The following is a 23,300-nucleotide window of genomic DNA, read 5'->3' as shown; positions in this document are numbered from 1 at the left end:
AGGTGCCTTTTATGTTTGCCTGGAGTTTATTGAAATTAATACCCGGCAAGCCTTTTTTCATACCACCATTGCACATTAGCTTATGCCAGGCCTAATCCCATTGGGCAAACAGTCCGGCATTGATTGCATACGACGGTGTCATGGCCTCGTTTGGTCTTACCAAAACTGTTTACTCGGCACAGTTTTTGTCTGACATGACCTTCGCCAATTGCCGCTGCGAGACAGCTTTTGATACATAAATCGCACTGTTCCAGACATACTTCAGTAGCCAGTTCATCGGATTCGATTTGAAGATCGGTCAGGACACACCCGATTACCAGGCGGTTTCCGTATTCGTTGTTGAGCAACAATGTACTTTTGCCAAGCGTCCCGATTCCGCTAAGATATGCCACATGCTTCATCGACAATAGACCACGTCCTTCCATTTTTTCTTCATCCCAATAGTCATAGGGTGCATCGCAAGGTAATGGTACGCCAATCCCCTGATACGTCTTTTCTAAAAAGACGGCAGTCTGAAAGGCAAGCCGATCAACCAGAGGCAGCGCGAAATTATTATAATACGCATAGATCAGTTGGGCTTCCGCCAGGAAGATGCCTTTAGGAAGCGCAATTCCGAAGGCAATCACACTTTTACAGTCTGGAAATAGATCAGCCGGATGAAATCCGTCTGGTGCTCCTACAAATCGTTCAATGCCTGCAAATCCACAAATTTCCGCTCCAAAACTGAGTGCTTTTTCACGTAATTCTGTTTTCATATCACCCTACTCCTTTTCATATCCATCTTAGTTACTCCTTATTTTATATCAGATACGGGATTTTTATTGTCCCGACAGTAGGTTTACTATAAAATAATCAATCTGTTAAACAAAGTATTTCTATTATAATAATCGAAAATTTCGATCGTATCGAGAAAGGCGTTTACTCTCGTGGACTTAAAGCAACTAAAAACCTTTGTAGTTTTGTCAAAGAACAAGAACTATACCCGAACAGCCGATGAGCTGGGCTACGCTCAATCCAGTATTTCTGCTCAAATTCAGCAATTGGAGCAGGAACTAAACACAAAATGTGACATTTCGTTTGTCATAAAGCATTTTCACCGAATAATTGAATGGCTGTGAATAAAAAATTCTTCCTGACTTGGCTGATATTTTTTCTCCAGGCTTTCCAAACCCGCATCGAAGCGCTCCGCTTCTTGTTCATCGATTTCAAATACCGGACTTTGATGGTAGACCCATTTTCTTCCGTCCAGGACTTCCGGTTTCAGTTCTTTGACCATCATTGCCGATGGATAGATATCATTTTCTAGACAGATATTATATCGCTTGCAACTCTTAAAGCCACGGCTGACATAATTATTCGGATTCCCAAAGATGACAATCACATCATAGCCCAGTGCGACAGCCAGTTCAAAGGAATACTCAATTAGTTTTTTTCCATAACCCTTTCGCTGATACTCCGGCAAAATGCAGACGGGCCCGAAGGTTAAAATCTCTTTTTCTGCCCCGGACTCATCAATCAGTTTTGCTCTCGTATACATGATATTCCCGATGATCTGATTATCAACTTCAATCACCAGATCCAATGCTGGTAGAAAATCTTCGTGGGATCGCATAACATGAACCAGGTAGTGCTCATTACACCCCGGGATATATAAATTCCAAAAACATTTTCTGGTAATTTCTTCTACTCGCTGATAATCGCTTTCTTCTTCATTCCTGATCTTAATTTCTTTGTCCATGTGTCAAACTATTCCTTTCTTCCTACTTAATCGGATCTTGTTGCTTAAGCTGTTAGAATGTAGAGAACAATAGGTATGTCGTCTTCCTTTCTTGGACTTTGCGTCCGTATATTAGACTGATAACCAGCTCCTTATTTTTGTGTTCACCATGCTCCGGCAGATCAAAGTTCAACACCTGATATCCCAGTTGTGTCAATTTTTCCGCAACTGTCACGATGACCGCATCCGTCTTGTTTGACATATTGCCATGAACAGCAATAAATAGCTTCGCTGAATTTTCGCCCCAAATAACTTTTCCGAATGACAAGGGGGCGTTTCGTTTTGCTATACCCGTCACTTCATTGCCGACTTTTTTCAAGTATATCACAGCTTGATGGGCATGACAAAAAAACTCCCTGTGTCATAGGGCAAATCTATTGCTGATAAAAATGTTATTGACATTTCAAATCTTGTCGCTTACAATCAAAGACAAATACAGTCTGTATTTTTCTTTGTGGAGGAGTAATTATGAAATATACGAAAGCAACGGATTATGCCTTGCATATAATGGCCTATTTCATTAAGCAGGAAGGCACTAACAATTTTAGTCTTCAGCCATTAGCGAGTCATATGAATATTTCACCTACCTACCTGTCCAAGATACTAACCCAATTAGTAAAGGCTGACCTTATTCAGTCTACTGCGGGTGTAAATGGTGGCTATAGTCTTAGAAAACCTAAGACTGAAATTAGCTTTTATGACGTCATAAAAGCCATTGAAGGTAGCGGCGCTCTTTTTACTTGTGAAATGAACGAGAACGGTGCTTGCCCAATCGAAAAGGTTATGAGAGATGCTGAAGAGAAAATGGTGAACGATCTTAAGGAAAAACGGTTTTACAACATTATCTAAAAGATGAGCGGGCAACAGATGCAGTTTTAACTGCTCATTTTTTTAGCGCGATCATAGACAAATACAGTCTGAATTATATTTTATAGGAGATTTTATCATGGAACATAACCAACCGGATCAAAAATTTTTAACCAAAATCGCTTTTTTAGATAGTAAACAAAGAGAGAGTCTGATTCCACCCGAAGTGCTTATTAACCAAATGCCCATTCATAAAAACCATACCCTACTTGATGTGGGCGCTGGCTCAGGATTTTTTACGATTCCGATGGCAGCGAGGACAGTGGGAAACGTTTATGCCATGGACCCTGACAAACGCATGCTCAACGTCATCGAAGCCAAAGCATACGAAAAAGGACTTCACAACATTGAACCGCTTCAAGAGACCATTGAGAATTTAAGTCTTCAAAATGACAGCATTGATTTTGTTATGGCTTCTCTAATCCTTCATGAAGTAAGGTCACTGACGACAGCGCTCAGCAAAATATTTGAAGTGCTATCAGTCGGCGGTCACCTATTATGTCTTGAGTATGAAAAGGACGACTTGATTGTCGAAGGCCCGCCCATGTCGATTCGTATTCAATCAGCGGAACTCGAAAAAATATTGTTAACAACTGGCTTTGAGATTGTGCAGAAGCGTAAAATTAATGATGCTATCTATACTGTTCTGGCAGTTAAACCCAAGAAACAACATGTTTAAAAGGGCATTGCAAAAGGGAACTATGTAAAAAATGAGCACGTTGGATTTGCAATCCAAACTGCTCATTTTTTGTCGCAATTAAAGAAAACTCCAGTCTGCCATAGATCACAAGGCATACAAGAAAACCTTTTGTGATCTGCGAAAAAAGGTATCTTTATGACTTAACTTTGCTCATTGCCTCAAGTTTACCAGGGAACATTAATCCTCGCCTTTTACAAAAGAACCAATCTCGATCAGGTTTCCCTCTGGATCAGCAATATAACAGGTGCGCTGACCCCAAGGCTCTGTTGTTGGTGGCATGACCGGCTGGCCACCTTTTGCGGTAATCTCAGCAAACTTTCTGTCCACTTCGTCAAAATTTTCAACACTCAGTGCAATTTCAAAATGTCCATTGACGCCTTGTGCATAGCCAAATCTGCGCCCGGTCATCGCTTCAAAATCCTGTCTGCCAAAGAAAAGAAACAGCGTTCCGTCTTTTTCCAAATAGACATTGCTGGTGTCTTCTGATTCTTTAATTTCAAACCCCAACACCTCCCGATAAAAACGGATCATGGTAGCCATATCCTTTACAAACACCCCGACGCCTTCTAATTTCATTATAAATTTTCTCCTTTGGTTTTTGCCGCCATTTTATCATGGGAAACATGACACCTGTATGTCACGTATGTCTAAAAAAATATTACGGGTGCTGTTATCGCATCTTCTCAAGGTTTTTAAAGAATTGTGAGAGAACCGTCCGAATTATTTCGTTTTATGAACGATCATCAGTTAACATGTCTTCTCACAATTCGATCATTATTCTGTGATAACTTGAAAGCTAATTGGTCAGCTTCAGCCAAACCTCCATGCTTGTCGTTTCGGGTGAATGGCTTGAGTAACGCTCCGCACAAAAGAAATCAGTCGACAAATTTTTATTTGGCAGCCAAACCTGATACAGGTATTGCTGGGCCTTGTATAAAGCATCCATCACCAGCTCTTTGAAGTTCTCGGCTTCAAAACTGCAAACAATGTAGTCTCCTTGCGGCAGCTCCCAACTGCTGATATTTTCCGGAATTACAGCCGCTTGGGCTGTTCCGCCGGCAAAATAACAAAAGTAGCCCTCCTCAGAACAAGGATAGGTCACCCCAATTTCTTCGACATCATCGGGAAGCCCTAATACTGCCCCCTTCTGCCGATGAAAATCCCGCCAAAGGGTATCCAGGGGATCTGCACCGGATTCCGTCCCCAGGCCATTTAAAAACTGGACCGGCAGCTTTTTCTCGAGTCTCACAAAAAAGGCCGGTTCCCTCAGCTTCTGCCGGTTAATCTCGAGGACAATTCCCTCCGTGATAAGCGGTACCCCTTCATCAAGCAGCACATAGTTAAGTAGCAGCTCCGGTTTAGTCATATAATTCAGTGCAGTCGGATTCTTGCGGTATTCACTTGGTGTCATCCCAAAGGTATCCTTAAAGGTTCGGGAAAAATTCTCGTGCGATGAAAAACCCAACTCCAATGCGATATCCAGAACACGCTGATCCGCTTGCAGCAACGCCTCGGTTGCCTTGGCCATTCGCCGTAACCGGATGTATTCGGCCACCGGCTTTTTGACTAACCGGCTAAACAGACGCTGAAAATAAAAGGGTGACAGGGCAGCCATCCCGGCCAGCTTTTCAATTTCAATTTCCTCAGTCAAATGGTCTTCAATAAAATCAATGGTTTCTTGTATTTGTTCCCATGCATGCATTTTAAAGCACCTCCTTGACTGATAGCCTATCACGATATGCCAAACAGCGCTTGACTGGGTCTGCCTTTTTAGCGCAAGCTACTGTAAAAGTCGCTGCGTTTGGCCCCCAAATATAAGCGCTTAAGCCATAACTGGTGATAGTCAGGATCATAATCCTTCATCGCTCTCGCTTCAGGTAGACCATATCAACAAGCTGTGTCCCATCCTCAAACATTGGATGGTCATAATTGTCCGTAAAAAAGTTTTGTATCCGATATGATTCTGTAAATCCACATTTCTGATAAAAACAGAGGGCCGAAGGAACATCACCCGTTCCTACAAGCATTGTCTTGCAATCGCTGTAATGAAAAAACAGAAAATCGATCAGTCCTTTTCCATATCCCTTTCGCTGACAATCGGGCATAACCGCAATGTTCTTAAGCTCATAAATACCCTCTGCCTCTTTCGTAACCACACACTCGGCTTTAACGCCATGATCATCCAAAACAAACATGTCCCCACGCTCAAGGTACTTGTCGATCATGTCTTCCTGTTCATCAGCCAATAAAAGCAAGTCGATATATGCTTTCTTATTGCTTGTAACTTTCCTTATATTCACCAGTATTTACTCCTATATTAAAGCTCAGATCCACACAAAAATCCATTGTAGAGTCTTTCCCGACGCCCCATTCTAAACCCAGGAATCGATCCATCTTCTTTTTCAAGAATCTCACCGTTTGATGGGCATGACAAACGAAGCGTCCCGACGTCATTTGTTATAGCTATTGTTTATACTTCAATATTAATTTCCGTTAGATTTAGAGCTTTTCCACCAACTCGAACTTCATGTATTTCATCGTTTTCCACGCTTATCGAAATCATAATCTCCGATGGCCTGTTCATTGAGTCTCCCTGCGCAAAAGACACGTTTTTAGCGTATTCAGGCGTAATCTGATTATACTTAAGCAAATAACACGCCAATGCGCCGTTTGATGTTCCTGTTGCCGACTCTTCAGGAATACCATATAGCGGTGCAAAGTTACGACAATGGACACTTGAATTGTTGAGCGAATTACGTGCATACAAATGATACCCAATTACGTTGTATTTTTTGCTGATATTAGAAATCATGGAAAAATCCGGCTTAATGCCACAAAGCACATTCATATTTCTGATTGGTATGATGATATCTTTGATTCCAGTCGATACAATCTGTACAGGCAATGCTTCATTTATGTCAGCTACTGAAATATTTAGAGAATCCGCAATTTCCGTTTTTTCTATCATCTCATAAAAGCTTGGCTTCGCTTGATTCATCATAATCGAAGCGTCTTCTCTCACCGCAACATTTAAAATGCCCGCTTTTGTCTCTTGTGTGTAATTTCCACACTGAATATAACCTTTTTTAAGTAACGTCGAAAACGTTCCGATGGTGGCATGACCGCACAAATCGACTTCTTCAGTTGGCGTGAAAAAGCGTACTCTGAAGTCGGCAACATCAGATTTCATGACAAAAGCAGTCTCACTGAGACCAACGATTCCAGCGATCTTTTTCATATCATTTTCAGATAGCTCATCAGCGTTTGTCACAACACCAGCCGGATTTCCTCCTATTTCAGTCTTTGCAAATGCATTGATTTTAAAAACCTTAATTTCCATCTAAATACCCCCGTAGCAAAGTTTAATCGGCGCTGTGTCCCCTCGACTCAATTCACCGTTTTTCTCCCAAATACTTTTCTGCAATTTTTATGCAAGGTCGGATTCTCAGTGATATTTTTGCTTCAATCAGATGCTGATTCGATGTTGAAAATGGCAATTCAGACAATGAATAAAGCTATTTAAAAACCGGCTTACTACGATACCGGAATCAAAGTCTTTATTGGGTATACCAGATATTGGCCCTGTCTATACGCTTGCATGCTTGCAAAATTGGTTCAGATTGAACGGTTTGAAGACAAAGCCAAAATTGCCAAGTATGCCGGGCTTTATTGGAAGCGAAAACAATCCGGCAACTTTAACCGTCACCACTAAAACTGGAAACTACTATCTCGTTATTACCTGGTCGAAGCTACCGACTCGGTCATGCGAAGTGAACCAGTTTATCGTTAATACGATCTCAAAAAGCAACCTGAAGTTCCCAAACATCAGCACAAACGTGCCCCCGTTCTTACCGCAAGAAAAATAGTGCGCATGGTGGATGTGCTACTACGCAACCACCAACTCTATGCACTAGAAAGGAGTGTGTAATATCGATTTTTAAATCGATGCGCATATCCTTTTAAAAGCCTGATACTATTAGGTCTGTTTAGTGTTGCCTCTTTCAAAAATAATCACTAGATTTTTCTTAAACATTATATTGATTTATTACTACAAGTCTCACTGCTGAAAAAAATTTCCTTTATAGAAATTTACATTATCGGTCTTATTTGCCGTCATTTTAAAACAGACACATCCATCCGGACACACATAATCCTTGATATATTTCTCTGATCCACCTACATTCATCAAATCTCCGCCGCTTCTTACTGCCTGCATATCTGCAAAGAGAATCTGCATCATCTTTGAGCAGATTCCATATCCCTGATTATTTACGGGACAACCGTAGGTGCAGGTATATTTATCCCCTATCTCTTCGCCGTTGCGGCAGTAATGCTCGGTATGATCACTGCGAAGAAATCCAGTAACTTCTATCTCAAATTCAAATTCTTCGTCGTACCACTTTTTCATGCTTGCATTTCTCCTTCATTAGTAAATGATCCTATTTCAATCAAATTGCCTTCAGGATCTGCAATATAGCAGGTCCGCTGTCCCCAAGGTTCGGTAGCGCAAACAGGCCTTTCAGTCCGGGGCTCGTGTTGTACTTCTGGGCGATGTCGAACAAGGGCTTCCGTTCTCAGTCCTTTTATATGCATTCGTTGATTGAAAAACTTATTTTAGACCCCAGCTACAATTTTTTGTGCAAAGTCGATTGCTGCTTTTAAATCCTCTGCGTTTGGATGCGTTGCGGAAACAAATAATATCCTACCCTTGCAAACAAATTCGTCAAGAACTTTTATTCCCTTTTCTTCAAGTATATTGCATACCGCAATCTGCCTTTGACTGCCTGAAGCGCAGCTTGTTACCAACGCTGCATATTTGGGCATGGGTGCCTCAAACGTTTTTATGTATGACAATAATTCTGGCATACTGGCACCCCCATAAATACCGCCAACGATAAAAAGCAAATCGACATCATCCAAGGCCGGATTCTTAGCGATATCTTGGGCTGTAGTATTCAAAAATAAACCGATCGCTTCCGCCAATTTTTTTGAATGTTTGGTTTTCGTTGCATAAATGACAGCAGTCTTCATCATTTTCAATACCTCCAGTACTTTAATCATGATAAGGGGGACACTTCCCGCCAGTTCCCAAAGATCTTCTTTCTGCAATCCCACCTGTTTCCCTTTTTTTGCGCTTTGTCCGATTTAACAGTTCCAGTTGATTTTTGCCGGGTTTCTTTCATGCTCCACTGCCATACTGCGCAAAGCGGCTTCGATACGACCACACTCTGCGGCGGCACAGTGTTCAATTTCATCCCAGCTTGCCGCTGTCCCGAGCTGATCATAGGCGACTGCCAAAGCGCCATAAAAAGCCAAACCGATACAATGCCGGGCGGAATGAATGGTCGATGCCGATTGACCAATGGCCCGGGCCACCGCTTGCGCCACCGGATTTCCCTCTGCATCACGGGCAGCGCCATGACAGGCGAGAATTTTCTTTTTTGCCTGGGGCAGTTTAATCGTCCCTGACAACCATTCTCGAGCCGCCTTCAAAGCCTGCTGTGGTCGCAGATCATCCGGGTAGTCCCGCTCCCATAATGGTAGTAGCCTCTCTTCACAATAAGTAATGGCCCAGTTTGCAAGGGTTTCTTTACTCTGCGTTTCAATTAACCTCATCAGCGATTGAATATAAGGCGCTTTCCAGTCACATAGCATTTTTCTCGTTTTCGGCATGGTTATTCCCCTTCTTGTCAGGCATAGTCAGCATCAACTTTTTATTTTATACGATTGACTATCGCCGCAACAAATTTCTCAACTCCATAATCAATCGTATCGATCAAGAGCGCCTGATCTTCAAAATCTGGTGTGCCTGTCAATATGCATTCAGCGACAGCGTCCTGATTATTTTCATCATGAAATACACTTATTTCATCTGAAAGGCTATCAAGTATCGATTGATGTGTCCTGGCAATATTGCGGTTCCGCGCCGAAAGCCATACCTCGAAAGACCCTTTTTCATGTAAATACACAATCGCAATTTTTAAACCTTTTTCTTTTAATGGCTTCGTACTCAAAGAAAAATAGGACATGTCCAGATATCCCTGATAAATGTTGCTGACATCGTAATGTGGGTATTTTTTAATAAAAGCGGCTCTTAATTTACCTATAAATGCCAATATCCCTTTGTATGCAATTTGGATTTCACCTTGCTGCAACTGCTGAGTATACGCCGCTATTTGTTCGTTAATCGTTTTCATCCTTTTACCTCCAACAAATTTGATTTAGCTGTTTTAAATATATCACAAACGAAGCGCCCGCAAGACAAGGGCATGACAATCGAAATCTCCCCATGTCATTTTTTCCACTTCGATCCAATTACATTTGATCGCACCCCGCTTTACTGCCTAGAGAAAATGCTTGTTCTGTTTAAATTCAGCGTTTTTGATGTAAGGATAATCAGGAACTCTTCAATTGCTGCAAAAAAAGCCGGAAATCCCGTTATAATAAGCAGATGATTACCCAAAAAAGGGTAGACGATCGGGCAGAAAAAGAAAAACAGGCCCGACACTTTATTTAAACTGGTATGAATAATTGTAATCTGCTTAAATTTTATTTATGTCCATTTAAATCTTCCCACAGCAATTTGTTTCATTATACCATATAATAATGGTTTCTGCGGCAACGCCCCTCATTTTTTCGATGCAAGTTACTGAAAAGTTTATCAAAATAACGTGCTACAAAAGAAATTTTTCTTTTTCTGCCAAAAACGCACAAACAGATGACAAGGGGACGTTTATGTCATCAATTGAAATTAATGATTTAAAGTTTCTCTTTCGAACGTTAAATGTGTATCCTTGTAAGATAAAAGCTACCAAAATGATGAATCGTATTTTAATGCAGACAAACGTTTACAGCAGAATAAAAAACGATTACATCTAATCGAATGTAACTCTGATTCTCTTCCAAAATTAAATATTCAAACGTTTAATAATATGATAGTATATTTGTAAAGTCGAAAATATATACTATATTTATGAGGAGAGCACGATGAGTAGTGGGCAGGTATATCTCTTTTCAAATGACCATAGAGCAGCATATGAGATGTTTCCAATGCCTCTTGGTATATTTCAGTATATTAATGGTAAAGTAGTTACTTTGTTGGTATCAGACGGCTTGTGTAATTTTATAGGTGAAGAACGAAGTCAACTTATTGATCATTTTAACAACAATATGTTTGGAAATGTTCATCCTGATGATGCCGAAATGCTGGCTAGACTTGGTTACCGTTTTGCAACCAAACAAGATTCCTATGATATTACCTATCGCACCAAGTTATATGGTCAGAATGAATACCGCTATGTCCATGCAGTTGGACAATTTCGACTGATGGAAGATGGTACGAATCTGGCTTTTATTGAATATCTTGATATCACAGATTCAGAACAGATATTAATACAGACGTTACAGGAGTTTGAATCACCAAAAACACGTTTTTTCGATGAAAATATGGGTGCAATGGTGGTGGTCTCCAGAAAAGAAAAACAATTACTCTATTTTAATAAAGCTGTATGTCGCATGCTCCCACCTAAAATCAACTATGACAGTGGAATGACATTTCAACAGTATTTTTATAGCGATTTTCCTAACTCAATGAAAAAAATATTTGATATGGTTGACATAGGGCCAAAAGTGATTGAGGAACCGAATACGCATAGAAATCTGGAGGTAAATGTAATTTCCTCATCTTGGAATGATGAACCTGCCTATACAATATATTTTTATGAATATCAAACAGGGGATTCAGAAATTAACCAGGACAATATGCTTCGACATAAACGGGTGGCTTTTAACAACATCATGTTTACAGGAAGCACCAACAAGCTTCCATTCTATCAAAATGGGTACAGGGGTTTTCGGGTATGGAATTTCACTCAAAATGAAGCGATCCTTGATGAAGGACATGATTTTATTTATGACAGTACAAATGATGGAAAGACCTTTGATAATTACATGAATTGTCTGCATCGAAAGTCTATTGTGAAAGAAGATGACTATTTTTTCAATATCTGTCAAAAAAGCATATGATCTTTAGATATGAAAGCAGATCATACCCAAGAAATAGAACCCTCACACTTCAGACAAAAGAGGGGCGGATCTATATTGCCCTGGAAATAACGATGATGAAATCCCCGGATAGCGGAGAAATATTCATCAAAGTGTGGGAAGAAAACGTCACTGATGAGTTAGTGGCTGATATGATGATGACGCAAATCATCAAAAATGAACATGACTATATTGCCTATATTGATTTGTCGGCTAATAAATGCCGGTTTATTTTCGGCAAAGGCCAGGATCAGAATCGGAAAAATTTCGATGTCAATCTAAAAGCGTATTTTAAATCGTCTCGGGGCTTTCAGCAATTTGCACGTTATTTTGGACAAGAATTTTCCAGCCAGGATGGTATTGTAAATTATATTAATGAGCGCTGTGGAGAAGATGGATCTTTTTTTCATGTTTGTGAACTTCCAAATGGGCAATTAAAAAAAATGTTTGTTCAGACAATTGATCGAAGTAATCTGATCTATTACCTTCAATGCAGTGATGTTACCGATATTTTACGAATCGAAAGAAATCGGGAAAAAGAACTTTAAGAAGCACATTATAAGGTAATGATGGCAAATAGAGATTTGCAGGAAGCAGTTCAGGCAGAGCATGCAAAAGTGGAAAGTATCTTACTGCAAACTATTCTGTCGGTCAATAATGCGTTGGACGCAAGAGATGAATACACTTGCAGACACTCCGAACGGGTATCGGAGTATTCAGCAGAAATGGCACGACGTCTGGGCTGGTCAGAAAAAAAGGTGGAAAATCTTTATAATATAGCCCTCGTTCATGATATTGGCAAAATTGGCATCCCAGATGCATTACTATTGAAGCGAAATGCATTGACCGAGGAGGAATATGAACAGATAAAAAAACATGTCGAAATCGGAAGTATTATTTTAAAAGATTTCACAGCGATTGAAAAGGTTTCAGAAGGAGCTCTTTATCATCACGAGCGCTTTGATGGGACTGGATATGCCTATGGTTTGATTGGAGAAAAAATCCCTATTGAGGCACGAATTATTGGAATAGCCGACGCCGTTGATGCTATGAACAGCACCAGACCATACCGCGAACGACAAACCAGAGATTATATAATTTATGAACTTAAGAATGGTCGGGGAACGCAGTTTGACCCCATGCTTGTTGATGTAATGCTGGAAATGATCAACGATAATATTTTAAACCCAGATTTTGAACCCCAGAATGAATGATACGATTGATGCGAAAAAAATATCGAATGGTGTTGAGAATGTGCCGGGCGGCTTGAGCGAAACGGTCGATTCGCAATTTATCGTATGGCTTTACATAAAGATCCCCGGTATGCTTAGGATGCTTAACCGAAGGTATATTAAGAAAGACCATGCGGCGATGAGAAAATTGCTGGAGTCTATTTATGTGGGTGGTTCAAAACCAACGGATCCGGACCGATTGACTTCAATTCTTGAGGATGAGATAAAGGGTAAATATCACTATGGCGAAAATGACATGGACGACTGGCAGTTGAGCTGCATCGGACCGTTCCGATTAAAGTGGACCCTTCTTGACCGGCTTCCGTTGATTAAATGTCCGACACTCTGGCTAAGAGGAGCGGACAGTGTTCTGGTGAAGCAGTTTGAGATTGCCAACGCGGTAAAACGGGTTACCGACAGTGGCACAAAAGCCGAGTTGGAAGTCATTCCGAACGCAGGGCATATCCTGCCGCTTGAACGTCCTGAACAGGTCAATGCGGCGGTAAAAGCGTTTCTCGATAAGACGCACCAATAAACAGATCTCTACGTTGTTATTCAAAAAAGTGCATCCGTTCAAACAGAAAAACACAAAACCGCCATTAGATGACTTCAAAGGAGTATTAAAAATGAATGTGAGAGCCGAATTAGAAAAAGCAGTTGGCGTTGCAGAAAATATCCAGTTAAATGATATAGAGCTTGATCCCCTGAAAATCAAGACAATCATGATAAACGAGGTCGTTCCAGCCGACCCCACTCAAGATTTTTACGGACAGCGTGATGCCGATTACTTGACAACAACGATACCACTTTTTCAAAAGTCTGGATTGCCAGTCAAGGATATCCAGGATATCTTGCACATGGGTGTCTATATTACAAACGCAGTCAAAACACCTAAGTCAGATTACACAATTGAAAAAAACAGTATCGAAAATAGCTTACCCTACCTGGAAAAAGAGCTTTCCTTATTCCCAAATGTCAAAGTAATTATGCTCATGGGCGACGTTGCCAAAAAAGCGTTTAACATGTTGGCCAAAAAGACAACCAAGAAAAATGTCATTCCGGCGGTTGCGACCTACAAGTTGCGAAATAGCGAAATCTATTATGGGCATATTCGGGTGATGCCGTCTTATATTATGACAGGCAAAAATATTCTTATTGAGAAGTCAAAATTTGCAATGGCTTCTGAGGATATTGCCACAATGGCCCGCATCATCAATTTTTGAATCAGTTCATATAATTATGGGAGGGTTTCCACATAATATCCGATCATATTATTTCTGCATAAATTGTCGATTATCTCTGTGATAATGTCCTTCATCGTTTCTCCCTGGTGGTTATCTACCATGTTATTGTTTTTGATCTCACTCCATATCATCTTACCCGTTCCCTATGACAAAGGGGATGAGAGGAATGTCAATGGAACGCTGTTATGCAATTACCGAATCCTCCCCATATCATGTCTCGAGCAATCCCGGTTTTTTCTCCATAAATACCAGATTCAGATCTTTTGACAGCGGTTTGATTTTGAATTGGACAAAGCCGAGGCGTTTATAAAGTCTTAAATTTCTAAGACTTTGATCACTGGTAAACAGTTCTTGTCGTAGTCCGGAGTTGTCTTTTTCAATTTCTTTCAGCAGTGCTGTGCCGATGCCATTTCCCTGATAATCGGGATGTACAATCAATTTGCCGATATAGAGCGTATCATTGTCAACAAAACCTCTGACCGATCCAATCAGTTCATTTTTTTCATTTACGGCTTGATAGAATGTTCCTTTTTCAAACTCCAGCAATACTTCTTCCAGTGTTTGGGTCAATGGCTGAATTTCATAATTATTTAACAGTCTCGCTTCGCTCTGGTATGCTAAATACTGAAGTGATAAAATATTTTCAAGATCTGCTTTTTCTGCTTTTGTGATTTTCATGTTTTTCCTTCCCCGGGCATTGTGAGGATGCTCTAAAATCTAGTCTGCATAATCAAAGTACCTAATCTATTTATGCAAATACTTTTGTATTATTTTTCTATCTTTTGGGCAAACGGACAAGATACCCAAAGGATTTCCAAACTGAATGCATGACAAACGAAGCATCCCCCGTGTCATATTTATTCAATCTCTGATGATAACGCTGCTAAAATAGTTTCAACCGCTTTTTCATATTTTTTAATCCGTTCCTGATCTTTCTCGGTTGGCTTTTCAATACGTGTTAAATCCATATTATCAGCGATATCTGCCAGTTTCACCCGACAGGCCGTTTCATTTTCTATTACTCTGCCAATAAATGCATCATAACATTCTCCATCGCGCTTAGTCAGGCAATCCAATACCTCAATGACTTCTTCTGAAAACCTCTGTTTACGTAAATCTTCAAAGGAAAACTCCGAATCTTCTACGACATCTTGCAATACTGCACATATTCGTTCCAGATCATTATCTCTTGAAAGCATCACTCGGAGTGGGTGTAATATATAGGGTGCTCCGGCTTTATCAACTTGCCCAGTATGAGCAATTGCAGCAATTTCGATTGCTTTATTTAACATTTTAAACCTCCATTTCGCCGCTATTGCTCACGGCACACACAACTGGTTATCAAAAAGCTTTACGCTATAAATGACGAGGGGCCGTTTCATTTGTCATATTTACCGCTTCAATGCCTGTTCTACTATCATCTTACCCAGACCCAGCACCCGACTCAATTGACGGATACTGCTGTCCGTTTCCTGCTGAATCTGTCGGATCAACTGGTTTCGCTTTTCAACAAACAATTCGCCCAGATTTTAATATTCGCTGTTCTGACTCAGCATATCTTAAGCTGTGCATCACTCAATCTAGATTTTTGATTGGTTTCGAGGCATCCTGATTTTCTTTCTCCGAAAAAACGAACAAAATCTGCCACCGTTGGGAAATAGTCTTTGATAATCTCAACATCAAGTGCAGTCGGATTTCCCTGATAGCCCTGGATAACTTTATCATAACTACTCCATGGTCATTCTTCCAGTCAGGCAATCATTCCCGCTTTTAGGGATTACGGTGAATGTACCGAATTACCCTCTTCTGATTTTTTCAGGTGTATCACAGCTTAACGGATATGACAAACGAAACGTCCCCGTGTCATCCAAATCTTTTTCATTTCGCAATTACCTAAGATAAATTTAAATACAGATACCCCTTGATTTTATCTTTGAGGAAATAAATCAAGGGGTTAATAATTCATGTAGGCTTATATACTTTTTGTATTCATTACTCTCATTGCATTTAATATTGCGATTATTGCCACACCCATGTCAGCGAATACAGCTTCCCACATAGTTGCAACTCCCACCGCACCAAGTGCAAGGAATATGGCTTTAACCCCTAATGCAAACACAATGTTTTGCATCACAATGTTCCTGGTCCTTTTTGCTACTTTAATTGCAGTGACAATTTTTGATGGTTCATCCGTCATGATAACTATATCAGCTGCTTCAATTGCAGCATCAGACCCCAAGCCGCCCATTGCCACGCCGATATCCGCTCTTGCAAGTACCGGAGCATCGTTGATGCCATCACCAACAAATACAATTTTCCCCTTATGAGATTTCTTGGCTTCCAGGGACTCGATTTTTTCTACCTTGTCAGCCGGTAGCAATTCTGTATATACCTCGTCGATACCCAGCTGGGCTCCTATTTTTTCGCCTACAGACTTCCTATCGCCGGTTAGCATTACTGTAGTTCTAACACCTACTGCCTTCAATCCTTTAATCGCATCAGCTGAATCTTCCTTCACAGCGTCTGATATTACAATATTTCCTGCATACTTCTTGTCTACTGCAACATGTACTACTGTACCTAGAGTCTCAACTTCCTGATATATAATGTTTTCTTTATTCATCAGCTTGCTGTTTCCGGCAAGAATCTCTTTACCACCAACTTTAGCCAGAATCCCATGACCTGCAATTTCCTCATAGTTTTCAATTTTAGTAATATCGACATCTTTGTTATAGACTTTCAGAATGGACAGTGCAATTGGATGACTTGAATGACTTTCAGCAAATGCCGCATATTCAATCAATTCCTCATCAGTAAAATCGGCTTGGGGGTTAACATCCACAACCTCAAATATACCTTTAGTTAAAGTACCTGTCTTATCGAAAACAACCACTTCAACATTGTTCAACGCTTCAAGATAGTTGCTGCCTTTTACTAATATCCCCCGCTTAGACGCTCCGCCAATCCCTCCGAAGAAGCCCAATGGTATTGAAATCACTAACGCACATGGACAGGATATAACTAAAAACACTAATGCTCTATATATCCAAGTAGCGAAAGTTGCATCGGGGATCACCAATGGAGGTATGATTGCTAAGGCTAACGCTCCAAACACTACAATCGGAGTATAGGAACGCGCAAATTTTGTTATAAATTTTTCTGTAGGAGCCTTCTTACTGCTGGCATTCTGAACCAGATCCAAAATTTTAGATACAGTTGAATCACCAAAATCCTTTGTTACCTCTATAGTCAAAACACCATTTTTATTAATGAACCCGCTCAGCGCATCATTTCCAGGCTCGAGTTCACGGGGAACAGATTCACCTGTCAACGCAGCAGTATCAACCATAGAGTTTCCTTCTATGACCTTGCCATCGAGGGGAACTTTTTCTCCTGGTTTAACAATGATAATGTCGCCTATGTTTACCTCTTCAGGAGATACTTTACGAATCTCATCGCCAACCTTAAGATTTGCATAGTCAGGTCTTATATCCATCAAAGCACTTATTGATTTTCTGGAGTGACCTACCGCTATATCCTGGAACAGTTCACCTACCAGATAAAACAGCATAACAGCTACGCCTTCTGGATACTCTCCAACAAAGAAAGCACCAATGGTAGCAATACTCATTAGAAAATGCTCACTGAATACCTGTCCACGGGCAATACCTTTTATTGCTCTTAAGACAACCTCTCCACCAACTATGATATAACTAATAATAAATAAGGTAAGTTCAAGCCAATTTTGGAAATTAAAGATGATTCCCACGGCAAATATTGCTCCACCGACCACAAGTCTTATGATTTCTTTTTTGTTGACACCTTCTTCTTCCTCTTCATTATTTTCTTTTACGTTGGCCTTAGATGTATCCTTCTCAAAAACAACCTTAACATCCGGTTCGATTTTTTTTACAATGCCTTCAATCTTCTCATTTAACTCAGAGCGGTTGACTTTCGGACTTATTTCCAGTGTTAGTTTCTTCGAAACAAAATCTACTGCAGCAAATTTCACTCCTTCTAGACCGCTTATTTCTTTTTCCATTTTAGCTGCACAATTCGCGCAGCCAAGTCCTTCAAGCATTACCATGCTTTTGTTCACCCTTTTCTTCTCTTCATCAACTATTTTAACATCCGGCTCAAGTTTATTTACAATGGATGTTACTTCTCCAAGAATTTTACCAAATTCCTTTTTATCGACCGCTTCAATTGTCAGCTTCTTAGATACAAAATCAACGGTCGCACTATTTACTCCTTCGAGGCTTTGTGTTTGAGCTTCAATCTTTGCAGCACAATTCGCGCAGTCAAGTCCTTCAAGTATTAATACTTTTTTATTGCTCTTGTTAACGGATTTTTCTTTAACTACCACATCCGGTTCGTGCTTGTGCACTATGGTTTCAACTTGCTGTAGTGTATTCTTATACTCTTGCTCTGATTCAGTTTCTAAAGTCAATGTCTTGTTCATGAAGTTCATATAGGCTTTGACTCCATTTAATTTATTAACCTCATCTTCAATTTTAGCTGCACAATTTGCGCAATCTAAACCTTCTAAAATTACTTCCTTCTTTAACATTACTGGCCCTCCTTTACTTTCTTTCTTCTAAAATATGAATTAATCCCTGGTCAAATATTTGCTTTACATGTTCATCTTCAATAGAGTAGAATACAATCTTTCCTTCTCTTCTGCTCTTTACTAGTTCAGCCTGCTTTAAGACTCTTAGCTGGTGTGAAATTGCTGATTGTGTCATATTTAATAAGAATGCAATATCGCAAACGCACATCTCTGCTTCATCTAACGCCCAGAGTATCTTAATTCTTGTTGAATCCCCAAAGACCTTAAATAGCTCCGCAAGATCATATAGAGTTTCTTCTTGAGGCATTTTTTCTCGAACTTGATTAACAGTATCCTCATGTATAACATCACAGTCGCATCTTTCAGCTGGTTGAATTTTCCTTGCCACATTACCACCTCCAATATTTCAATTGTATACTTGAACAGTTATTCATATGTTTTATTTTACTACCACAATAATAAGATGTCAATAGATACTTGAACAGTTATTCAAGTGAACGAGCAATATATTGTCTATTTATACTTGTTGCCTTTTTTATATTTCATAACTAGCCGTCCAAACAGCGGTATAAGTCGTTTAATAATTTTTACTCTCGCTCTGCTACCAACAGGGACATCTACTATTTCAGCTGCAGAAATGAAGAGCCACTCATCATAAGACATTTTAATAAAGCTAAATACTGTCTGTCCAATATTAAAATTCTTTTTATTTCCATACCATCCCCAGTAAGAACAGTCAGTGATGCCACTATCCTTTTCATCCTGCCCCAGAGATAACCACTTATCAATGTATGCAATACCTCCAGAACCTTCCGTCATATTCAACTCGATTCTGCTATTATCTATTTCTGCCGCTGTCAAATTCAATACATCATTTAATAATAGTTCCACCGTAATCCACCACCTTACCCTTCTCTTTTCACATAAGTCAGTACTATATCATATCCAAGAGCCTCCATCATCTGCACAAATGTCTTGTTTACCACACCATCCTGTTTTTTGATGATACGATTCACATAGGATTTCGTAGTATTGACGTCTTCCGCTATTTTTGCCTGTGTGGTTCCATTCTCTATACACTTAACTTTAACATCTAGTTCTATATTATTTTTAATCATATTCTACACCTCTGCTTGTTTGCTCTCAACTTATTTCACAAATCAGATAACTTATTGTACTACAATTTTTTGGAAATTTCAATTAATTCCAATTACCCCAACGTAATAGATAAACGAAGTTTTTGCAACAGAAAACACCCTGCATTTCTGCAAGGTGCTAATTCCTGTAACCTATTCTTTTATCTTTTCACATCAACTCTTGTGCCTGACTTAAATTCCACCGAGAATTTTTCCTCATAAACTGTTACCTTTTCAACCATTCGTCTCACAAGAGATTCATCATATTCCTCTATCTGCTCCACCTGTTCTGCAAGAAACTCCTGCATCTCGGCAATTCGCTGTTTCAAGCCTTCTCGTTCCGCATTCTCTGCCATAGCATTCTGCTTTAATTCTCGCAGACGGTCTATCTCATCAGCAAGGTCATTATAATCCTTTTTGGCATTGGCTCGTTTCAGCAGTTCCTTTTGCAATTCTTCCAGTTTGGCATTGATGCTTTCCATAGAACCTTCGTCCTCCAAAGCAAGTACCGATGCAATGTTCTGCTCCAAGGCTATAAGCATATCATCCTTGCCCCCAAGTGCTATATTGATAGCTTTTACAACAGCCTCTTGTAGTTCCGTTTCCTGAACCGTTTGTGCATCACAGTAGCTTGGACCATGTTCCACCCTGCTGACACATCTCCACACAAAGGAATGCTTCCCCCTATTGTTCCATGCAATTCTCCGGTAAATGTCTCCGCACCTTGGGCAGTAAACGATGCTAGATAATGCGTACTTACTGCTGTAGATTCTTTTCTTTCTGTTCTCACCGCTGTGAAGATTCGCTCTCCTTACCATTTCCTCCTGCACCTGCATATAAAGGTCGCGGGGTATGATGGCTTCGTGGCTGTTTTCCACATAATACTGAGGAACAATTCCGTTATTCTTCACTCGCTTTTTGGTAAGGAAATCCACCGTGTAGGTTTTCTGTAAAAGTGCATCACCTATATATTTCTCATTCTGTAGTATTTTCTTCAAAGTTTCTGGCCTCCACCTTGCTTTACCTGCCGCTGTAAGAATGCCATCTGCCTCTAGACTTTTACCAATCTGCGCAAGGCTTGCTCCTTGTAGGTATTCACAGTAGATTCTCTTTACCACTTCTGCTTCCACTGAATCGACAACCAAATTCCCATCTTCATCTTTGGTATATCCAAGGAATCGGTTGTGGTTGACCTGCACCTCGCCGTTCTGATAACGGTACTGAAGCCCCAACTTGACATTCTGTGATAGTGACTGGCTCTCCTGCTGGGCAAGGCTGGCCATAATGGTAAGTAGCACTTCCCCCTTGGAGTCCATGGTATTGATATTTTCTTTTTCAAAAAAAACAGGAATGTTCTTTTCTTTGAGTTCCCGAATAAACTTTAGGCAATCAAGGGTGTTTCTGGCAAATCGACTGATCGACTTGGTAATAATCATGTCGATATTCCCTGCCATACACGCTTCGATCATGCGATTGAATTCTTCACGCTTTTTTGTATTCGTACCGCTGATGCCATCGTCTGCAAAAATTCCGGCCAGTTCCCATTCGCTGTTTTTCTCGATAAAATGGGTATAATGGGCCACTTGAGCATCGTAGCTGGTCGCCTGCTCTTCACTATCCGTCGAAACACGACAGTAGGCCGCTACCCTTAATTTCGGTTTTTTCTGCTCATTGACCGTATTCCCCACCCGTCTTCTAGCGGGAATGACCGTTACATTTCTACTTAATTCCATCACTTACCTCCACCTCACTTTCGACCAGACTATAGGCGTATTCGGCCTGTTTGAATGGATCTGAAAATTTATCAATCACCTTGGGCATCTTAAATCTCATTAAACATTCCGGTGTTTTCTGATCATTCAGCTCACGAATTCTTCCAAGTGATCTGGCTTTTTCCATGCGCTTTGCTTCAGCTTTCTCAAAGAGCTCTTTATCAATGATTGCCGGATAATAGGCATCGCCCAGATAGCGTTTGTTCCTAAGCATCCTTCCTGCACAACCATGATGCAGTTTTAATCCAGCTGTTTTGGCGGCAACAGTCAGTGCCATGCCGGAAATATAGACATTAAAAAATTCTCTGATTCTGGCCGCCTGTTCTTCAGCCACTACAGCCTGGCCATCTTCGATCCGGTAACCGTAAGGTATGCTTCGCCCCATCTATTTCACTAGCCTTTCTCTCAATTTCAGCCCACATTTCAGTTCGAAAACCAGCTCTTTTCGCGACAACACCGTTATTCTTTCCACATAGGAAAGGAACAATTCATCATCATATTGGGTGAGCATTTCACTTTTTGAGACAAATTTTATCAGCTTCTTCAATTCCTCCGTCCGAGACATATCTCCCCCGATGAAGTGGATCAGGTTTTCCTTTTCGTCACGCAATAATTCTGCCTGCCGACTCAATTCATTGCTTTCCTTATTAAAAAGCGCCGGATCCAGATAACCGCTTGCCATCAGATTCGTCAGCACCTGTCGCTGCTCGATGTTTTTCTCCAGTTTTATCTCAAGCTCATTGATTCTTTCCAGCCGACTGTTGTCATTCTGGCCTTTGAGACTGTTTGCCAACGGTTTTAAGATAAGCTTTTGTCCAAATATCAACTTGTTCATCATCGTTAAAAAAGCGGCTTTTATCCGATCATCCAGAATATACTTCATGGAACATTCAGCAGTATTTTCAATATGTCTGGAGCAGCACCAGGCAATTTCAGAACCACTGGGTTTATAGTTGATTCGGCGCTTGTAGTTGCTGCCGCATTCCCCGCATTTTATTTTTGCTGAAAAACCATATCGGTTATGGAATTTTTCGGTCTGATCACTAATCCCTTTTTCTCTGCCCCGCTGTTTCAATGCGGCATTGGCCTTTTCATAGTCCTCATGGCTGATGATTGCTTCATGATGCCCCTGTACCAGATATTGATCCTGATCGCCATAATTCTTATGCCGGTTAAAGCTTTCATCTGTGTATGTTTTCTGAAAGAGCGCATCCCCTGTATACTTTTCATTCCGGATAATTCCCCAGATTGTTGCCGAAGTCCATTTTCCGCCTTTTTTAGTGGGAACTGCTCTTGTGTTCAAATCGTCAGCAATGGCCCCAGTCCCTTTCCCTGATAATGCTGATGCGAAGATTTCTCTGATTATTTCAGCCTGATCAGGCACAATAACCATCTCCCCATCTTCATTCTGATAGCCATAGGGCGGATAGGAAATGATGAATGTACCATTTTGAAAGCGCTTCCTGACACCCCATTTTTCATTTTCAGAAATGGACACCGATTCATTTTCAGCCAGACTACTCAGAATCGAAAGCATCAATTCACTCTCCATCGAGCCGGTGTTCAGGTTCTCTTTTTCAAAAATGATATGAACGCCAAAATCCAGAAGCTTTCTGACCAGTTCCAGGCAATCGGTTGTATTTCGACAAAATCGACTAATGGATTTTGTGATCACAAGATCAATTTTACCGCATTCGCAGTCAGCAATTAAGGAAAGAAGCCCATCCCGTTTATCTTTCTTTGTCCCAGTAATGCCCTTGTCGAAATAAATGCCAGCATAATCCCAGTCCCTGTTTGCCTTGATGTAATGATCATAGTGGACTTTCTGGTTTTTAAGGCTAACCAGCTGTTCGTCACTTGCCGTTGATACCCGGCAATACGCTGCCACCCGAGTTTTTTTCTTCCCTTCGAAATCCCTGTTTTGTTCGATTTTTGTTATCTTTTTCATCAACTCACCTC

29 protein-coding genes and 2 pseudogenes are annotated in these 23,300 nt (G+C 40.5%); 9 read left to right on the top strand and 22 right to left on the bottom strand.

The window, feature by feature from the left end:
• Positions 1–80: 80 nt before the first annotated feature.
• Positions 81–755 (bottom strand): epoxyqueuosine reductase, encoded by a 675-nt coding sequence (locus BI182_RS04905; protein ID WP_286805894.1) that lies wholly within the window; start codon positions 753–755, stop codon positions 81–83.
• A gap of 171 nt (positions 756–926) precedes the next feature.
• Here BI182_RS04905 and BI182_RS04900 point away from each other — a divergent pair, with 171 nt between their 5' ends.
• On the top strand, positions 927–1,118 hold the full coding sequence (locus BI182_RS04900; protein WP_084633517.1) for a LysR family transcriptional regulator: 192 nt from the start codon (positions 927–929) through the stop codon (positions 1,116–1,118).
• On the opposite strand, the gene BI182_RS04895 is transcribed toward BI182_RS04900, so the two are convergent.
• Together BI182_RS04895 and BI182_RS04890 are read right to left on the bottom strand one after the other, a co-directional pair.
• Entirely contained in the window at positions 1,094–1,738 is a 645-nt protein-coding gene (locus tag BI182_RS04895; protein WP_070370408.1) for a GNAT family N-acetyltransferase, read from the bottom strand. The two genes, BI182_RS04900 and BI182_RS04895, sit on opposite strands and share 25 nt — an antisense overlap.
• Before the next feature lie 130 nt (positions 1,739–1,868).
• Positions 1,869–2,066, bottom strand: a pseudogene (locus BI182_RS04890) (alpha/beta hydrolase); the annotation flags it as partial.
• Positions 2,067–2,245: 179 nt separating this feature from the next.
• On the opposite strand from BI182_RS04890, the gene BI182_RS04885 reads away from it, so the two are divergent.
• Positions 2,246–2,626: an Rrf2 family transcriptional regulator gene (locus BI182_RS04885; RefSeq protein WP_070370406.1), complete on the top strand. Its 381-nt coding sequence runs from the start codon at positions 2,246–2,248 to the stop codon at positions 2,624–2,626.
• Between the two features lie 97 nt (positions 2,627–2,723).
• Positions 2,724–3,323: a class I SAM-dependent methyltransferase gene (locus BI182_RS04880; RefSeq protein WP_286805892.1), complete on the top strand. Its 600-nt coding sequence runs from the start codon at positions 2,724–2,726 to the stop codon at positions 3,321–3,323.
• 198 nt (positions 3,324–3,521) lie between these two features.
• On the opposite strand, the gene BI182_RS04875 is transcribed toward BI182_RS04880, so the two are convergent.
• From BI182_RS04875 to BI182_RS04860, 4 genes are all read right to left on the bottom strand, one after another.
• Positions 3,522–3,920, bottom strand: coding sequence for a VOC family protein (locus tag BI182_RS04875; protein ID WP_148638647.1), 399 nt, complete (start codon positions 3,918–3,920; stop codon positions 3,522–3,524).
• Between the two features lie 220 nt (positions 3,921–4,140).
• Positions 4,141–5,046, bottom strand: a complete 906-nt coding sequence (locus BI182_RS04870; RefSeq protein ID WP_286805889.1) for an AraC family transcriptional regulator — start codon at positions 5,044–5,046, stop codon at positions 4,141–4,143.
• A 157-nt stretch (positions 5,047–5,203) separates the two neighbouring features.
• The gene (locus BI182_RS04865; RefSeq protein WP_286805887.1) at positions 5,204–5,644 is read right to left on the bottom strand and encodes a GNAT family N-acetyltransferase; all 441 of its coding nucleotides are present in this window, start codon (positions 5,642–5,644) and stop codon (positions 5,204–5,206) included.
• Positions 5,645–5,814: 170 nt separating this feature from the next.
• Positions 5,815–6,684, bottom strand: coding sequence for a PhzF family phenazine biosynthesis protein (locus tag BI182_RS04860; RefSeq protein ID WP_286805886.1), 870 nt, complete (start codon positions 6,682–6,684; stop codon positions 5,815–5,817).
• Between the two features lie 207 nt (positions 6,685–6,891).
• On the opposite strand from BI182_RS04860, the gene BI182_RS17235 reads away from it, so the two are divergent.
• Positions 6,892–7,056: a transposase gene (locus BI182_RS17235; protein WP_353744748.1), complete on the top strand. Its 165-nt coding sequence runs from the start codon at positions 6,892–6,894 to the stop codon at positions 7,054–7,056.
• A gap of 345 nt (positions 7,057–7,401) precedes the next feature.
• Here the strand turns inward: BI182_RS17235 and BI182_RS04855 are convergent, their stop codons facing one another.
• The 5 genes and pseudogenes from BI182_RS04855 to BI182_RS04835 all read right to left on the bottom strand — a co-directional run bounded on the left by BI182_RS04855 (position 7,402) and on the right by BI182_RS04835 (position 9,541).
• Positions 7,402–7,752, bottom strand: a complete 351-nt coding sequence (locus BI182_RS04855) for a TIGR04076 family protein (protein ID WP_286805885.1) — start codon at positions 7,750–7,752, stop codon at positions 7,402–7,404.
• A pseudogene (locus BI182_RS04850) lies at positions 7,749–7,847 on the bottom strand (VOC family protein); the annotation flags it as partial. The gene BI182_RS04855 and the pseudogene BI182_RS04850, both read right to left, overlap by 4 nt.
• A 111-nt stretch (positions 7,848–7,958) precedes the next feature.
• Positions 7,959–8,453, bottom strand: coding sequence for an NADPH-dependent FMN reductase family protein (locus BI182_RS04845; protein ID WP_286805883.1), 495 nt, complete (start codon positions 8,451–8,453; stop codon positions 7,959–7,961).
• A gap of 36 nt (positions 8,454–8,489) precedes the next feature.
• Entirely contained in the window at positions 8,490–9,017 is a 528-nt protein-coding gene (locus BI182_RS04840) for a putative immunity protein (protein WP_148637281.1), read from the bottom strand.
• Between the two features lie 41 nt (positions 9,018–9,058).
• Positions 9,059–9,541 (bottom strand): DUF7000 family protein, encoded by a 483-nt coding sequence (locus BI182_RS04835; protein ID WP_286805879.1) that lies wholly within the window; start codon positions 9,539–9,541, stop codon positions 9,059–9,061.
• 790 nt (positions 9,542–10,331) lie between these two features.
• On the opposite strand from BI182_RS04835, the gene BI182_RS04830 reads away from it, so the two are divergent.
• The 5 genes from BI182_RS04830 (at position 10,332) to BI182_RS04810 (ending at position 13,842) form a co-directional block, all read left to right on the top strand.
• Entirely contained in the window at positions 10,332–11,369 is a 1,038-nt protein-coding gene (locus BI182_RS04830; protein WP_286805878.1) for a PAS domain-containing protein, read from the top strand.
• A 92-nt stretch (positions 11,370–11,461) separates the two neighbouring features.
• Positions 11,462–11,935, top strand: coding sequence for a hypothetical protein (locus BI182_RS04825; RefSeq protein ID WP_286805876.1), 474 nt, complete (start codon positions 11,462–11,464; stop codon positions 11,933–11,935).
• Between the two features lie 21 nt (positions 11,936–11,956).
• Positions 11,957–12,601 (top strand): HD-GYP domain-containing protein, encoded by a 645-nt coding sequence (locus BI182_RS04820; RefSeq protein WP_187389216.1) that lies wholly within the window; start codon positions 11,957–11,959, stop codon positions 12,599–12,601.
• The gene (locus BI182_RS04815; protein WP_286805874.1) at positions 12,594–13,154 is read left to right on the top strand and encodes an alpha/beta fold hydrolase; all 561 of its coding nucleotides are present in this window, start codon (positions 12,594–12,596) and stop codon (positions 13,152–13,154) included. Before BI182_RS04820 ends, BI182_RS04815 begins: the two co-directional genes overlap by 8 nt.
• Positions 13,155–13,167: 13 nt before the next feature.
• Positions 13,168–13,842, top strand: coding sequence for a uracil-DNA glycosylase family protein (locus BI182_RS04810; protein WP_353744744.1), 675 nt, complete (start codon positions 13,168–13,170; stop codon positions 13,840–13,842).
• Between the two features lie 231 nt (positions 13,843–14,073).
• Here the strand turns inward: BI182_RS04810 and BI182_RS04805 are convergent, their stop codons facing one another.
• The 10 genes from BI182_RS04805 to BI182_RS04760 all read right to left on the bottom strand — a co-directional run bounded on the left by BI182_RS04805 (position 14,074) and on the right by BI182_RS04760 (position 23,289).
• A complete protein-coding gene (locus tag BI182_RS04805) occupies positions 14,074–14,541 on the bottom strand; it encodes a GNAT family N-acetyltransferase (protein ID WP_286805872.1) in 468 nt (155 codons plus the stop codon).
• Positions 14,542–14,720: 179 nt separating this feature from the next.
• The gene (locus tag BI182_RS04800) at positions 14,721–15,155 is read right to left on the bottom strand and encodes a GTP pyrophosphokinase (RefSeq protein WP_286805870.1); all 435 of its coding nucleotides are present in this window, start codon (positions 15,153–15,155) and stop codon (positions 14,721–14,723) included.
• A 99-nt stretch (positions 15,156–15,254) separates the two neighbouring features.
• Positions 15,255–15,380 (bottom strand): hypothetical protein, encoded by a 126-nt coding sequence (locus BI182_RS04795; protein ID WP_276495644.1) that lies wholly within the window; start codon positions 15,378–15,380, stop codon positions 15,255–15,257.
• A gap of 455 nt (positions 15,381–15,835) precedes the next feature.
• Positions 15,836–18,433, bottom strand: a complete 2,598-nt coding sequence (locus BI182_RS04790) for a heavy metal translocating P-type ATPase (RefSeq protein ID WP_286805867.1) — start codon at positions 18,431–18,433, stop codon at positions 15,836–15,838.
• A 13-nt stretch (positions 18,434–18,446) separates the two neighbouring features.
• Positions 18,447–18,821, bottom strand: a complete 375-nt coding sequence (locus BI182_RS04785) for an ArsR/SmtB family transcription factor (protein ID WP_099082814.1) — start codon at positions 18,819–18,821, stop codon at positions 18,447–18,449.
• 125 nt (positions 18,822–18,946) lie between these two features.
• On the bottom strand, positions 18,947–19,324 hold the full coding sequence (locus tag BI182_RS04780) for a hypothetical protein (RefSeq protein WP_148637645.1): 378 nt from the start codon (positions 19,322–19,324) through the stop codon (positions 18,947–18,949).
• 14 nt (positions 19,325–19,338) lie between these two features.
• Positions 19,339–19,551 (bottom strand): helix-turn-helix domain-containing protein, encoded by a 213-nt coding sequence (locus BI182_RS04775; RefSeq protein ID WP_148637646.1) that lies wholly within the window; start codon positions 19,549–19,551, stop codon positions 19,339–19,341.
• Positions 19,552–19,730: 179 nt separating this feature from the next.
• Complete coding sequence (locus BI182_RS04770; RefSeq protein WP_286805862.1) at positions 19,731–21,302, bottom strand: recombinase family protein; 1,572 nt, start codon at positions 21,300–21,302, stop codon at positions 19,731–19,733.
• A complete protein-coding gene (locus tag BI182_RS04765) occupies positions 21,289–21,726 on the bottom strand; it encodes a recombinase (RefSeq protein WP_148637229.1) in 438 nt (145 codons plus the stop codon). Before BI182_RS04765 ends, BI182_RS04770 begins: the two co-directional genes overlap by 14 nt.
• Entirely contained in the window at positions 21,727–23,289 is a 1,563-nt protein-coding gene (locus BI182_RS04760) for a recombinase family protein (protein ID WP_148637228.1), read from the bottom strand.
• Positions 23,290–23,300: the final 11 nt, after the last annotated feature.

It is taken from the genome of Acetobacterium sp. MES1 (assembly GCF_002237635.1).
In the GTDB taxonomy this organism is placed as follows: Bacteria; Bacillota; Clostridia; order Eubacteriales; family Eubacteriaceae; genus Acetobacterium; species Acetobacterium wieringae.
Note: the sequence above shows the minus strand (reverse complement) of the source record. Positions and strands in the feature narration are given on the sequence as shown.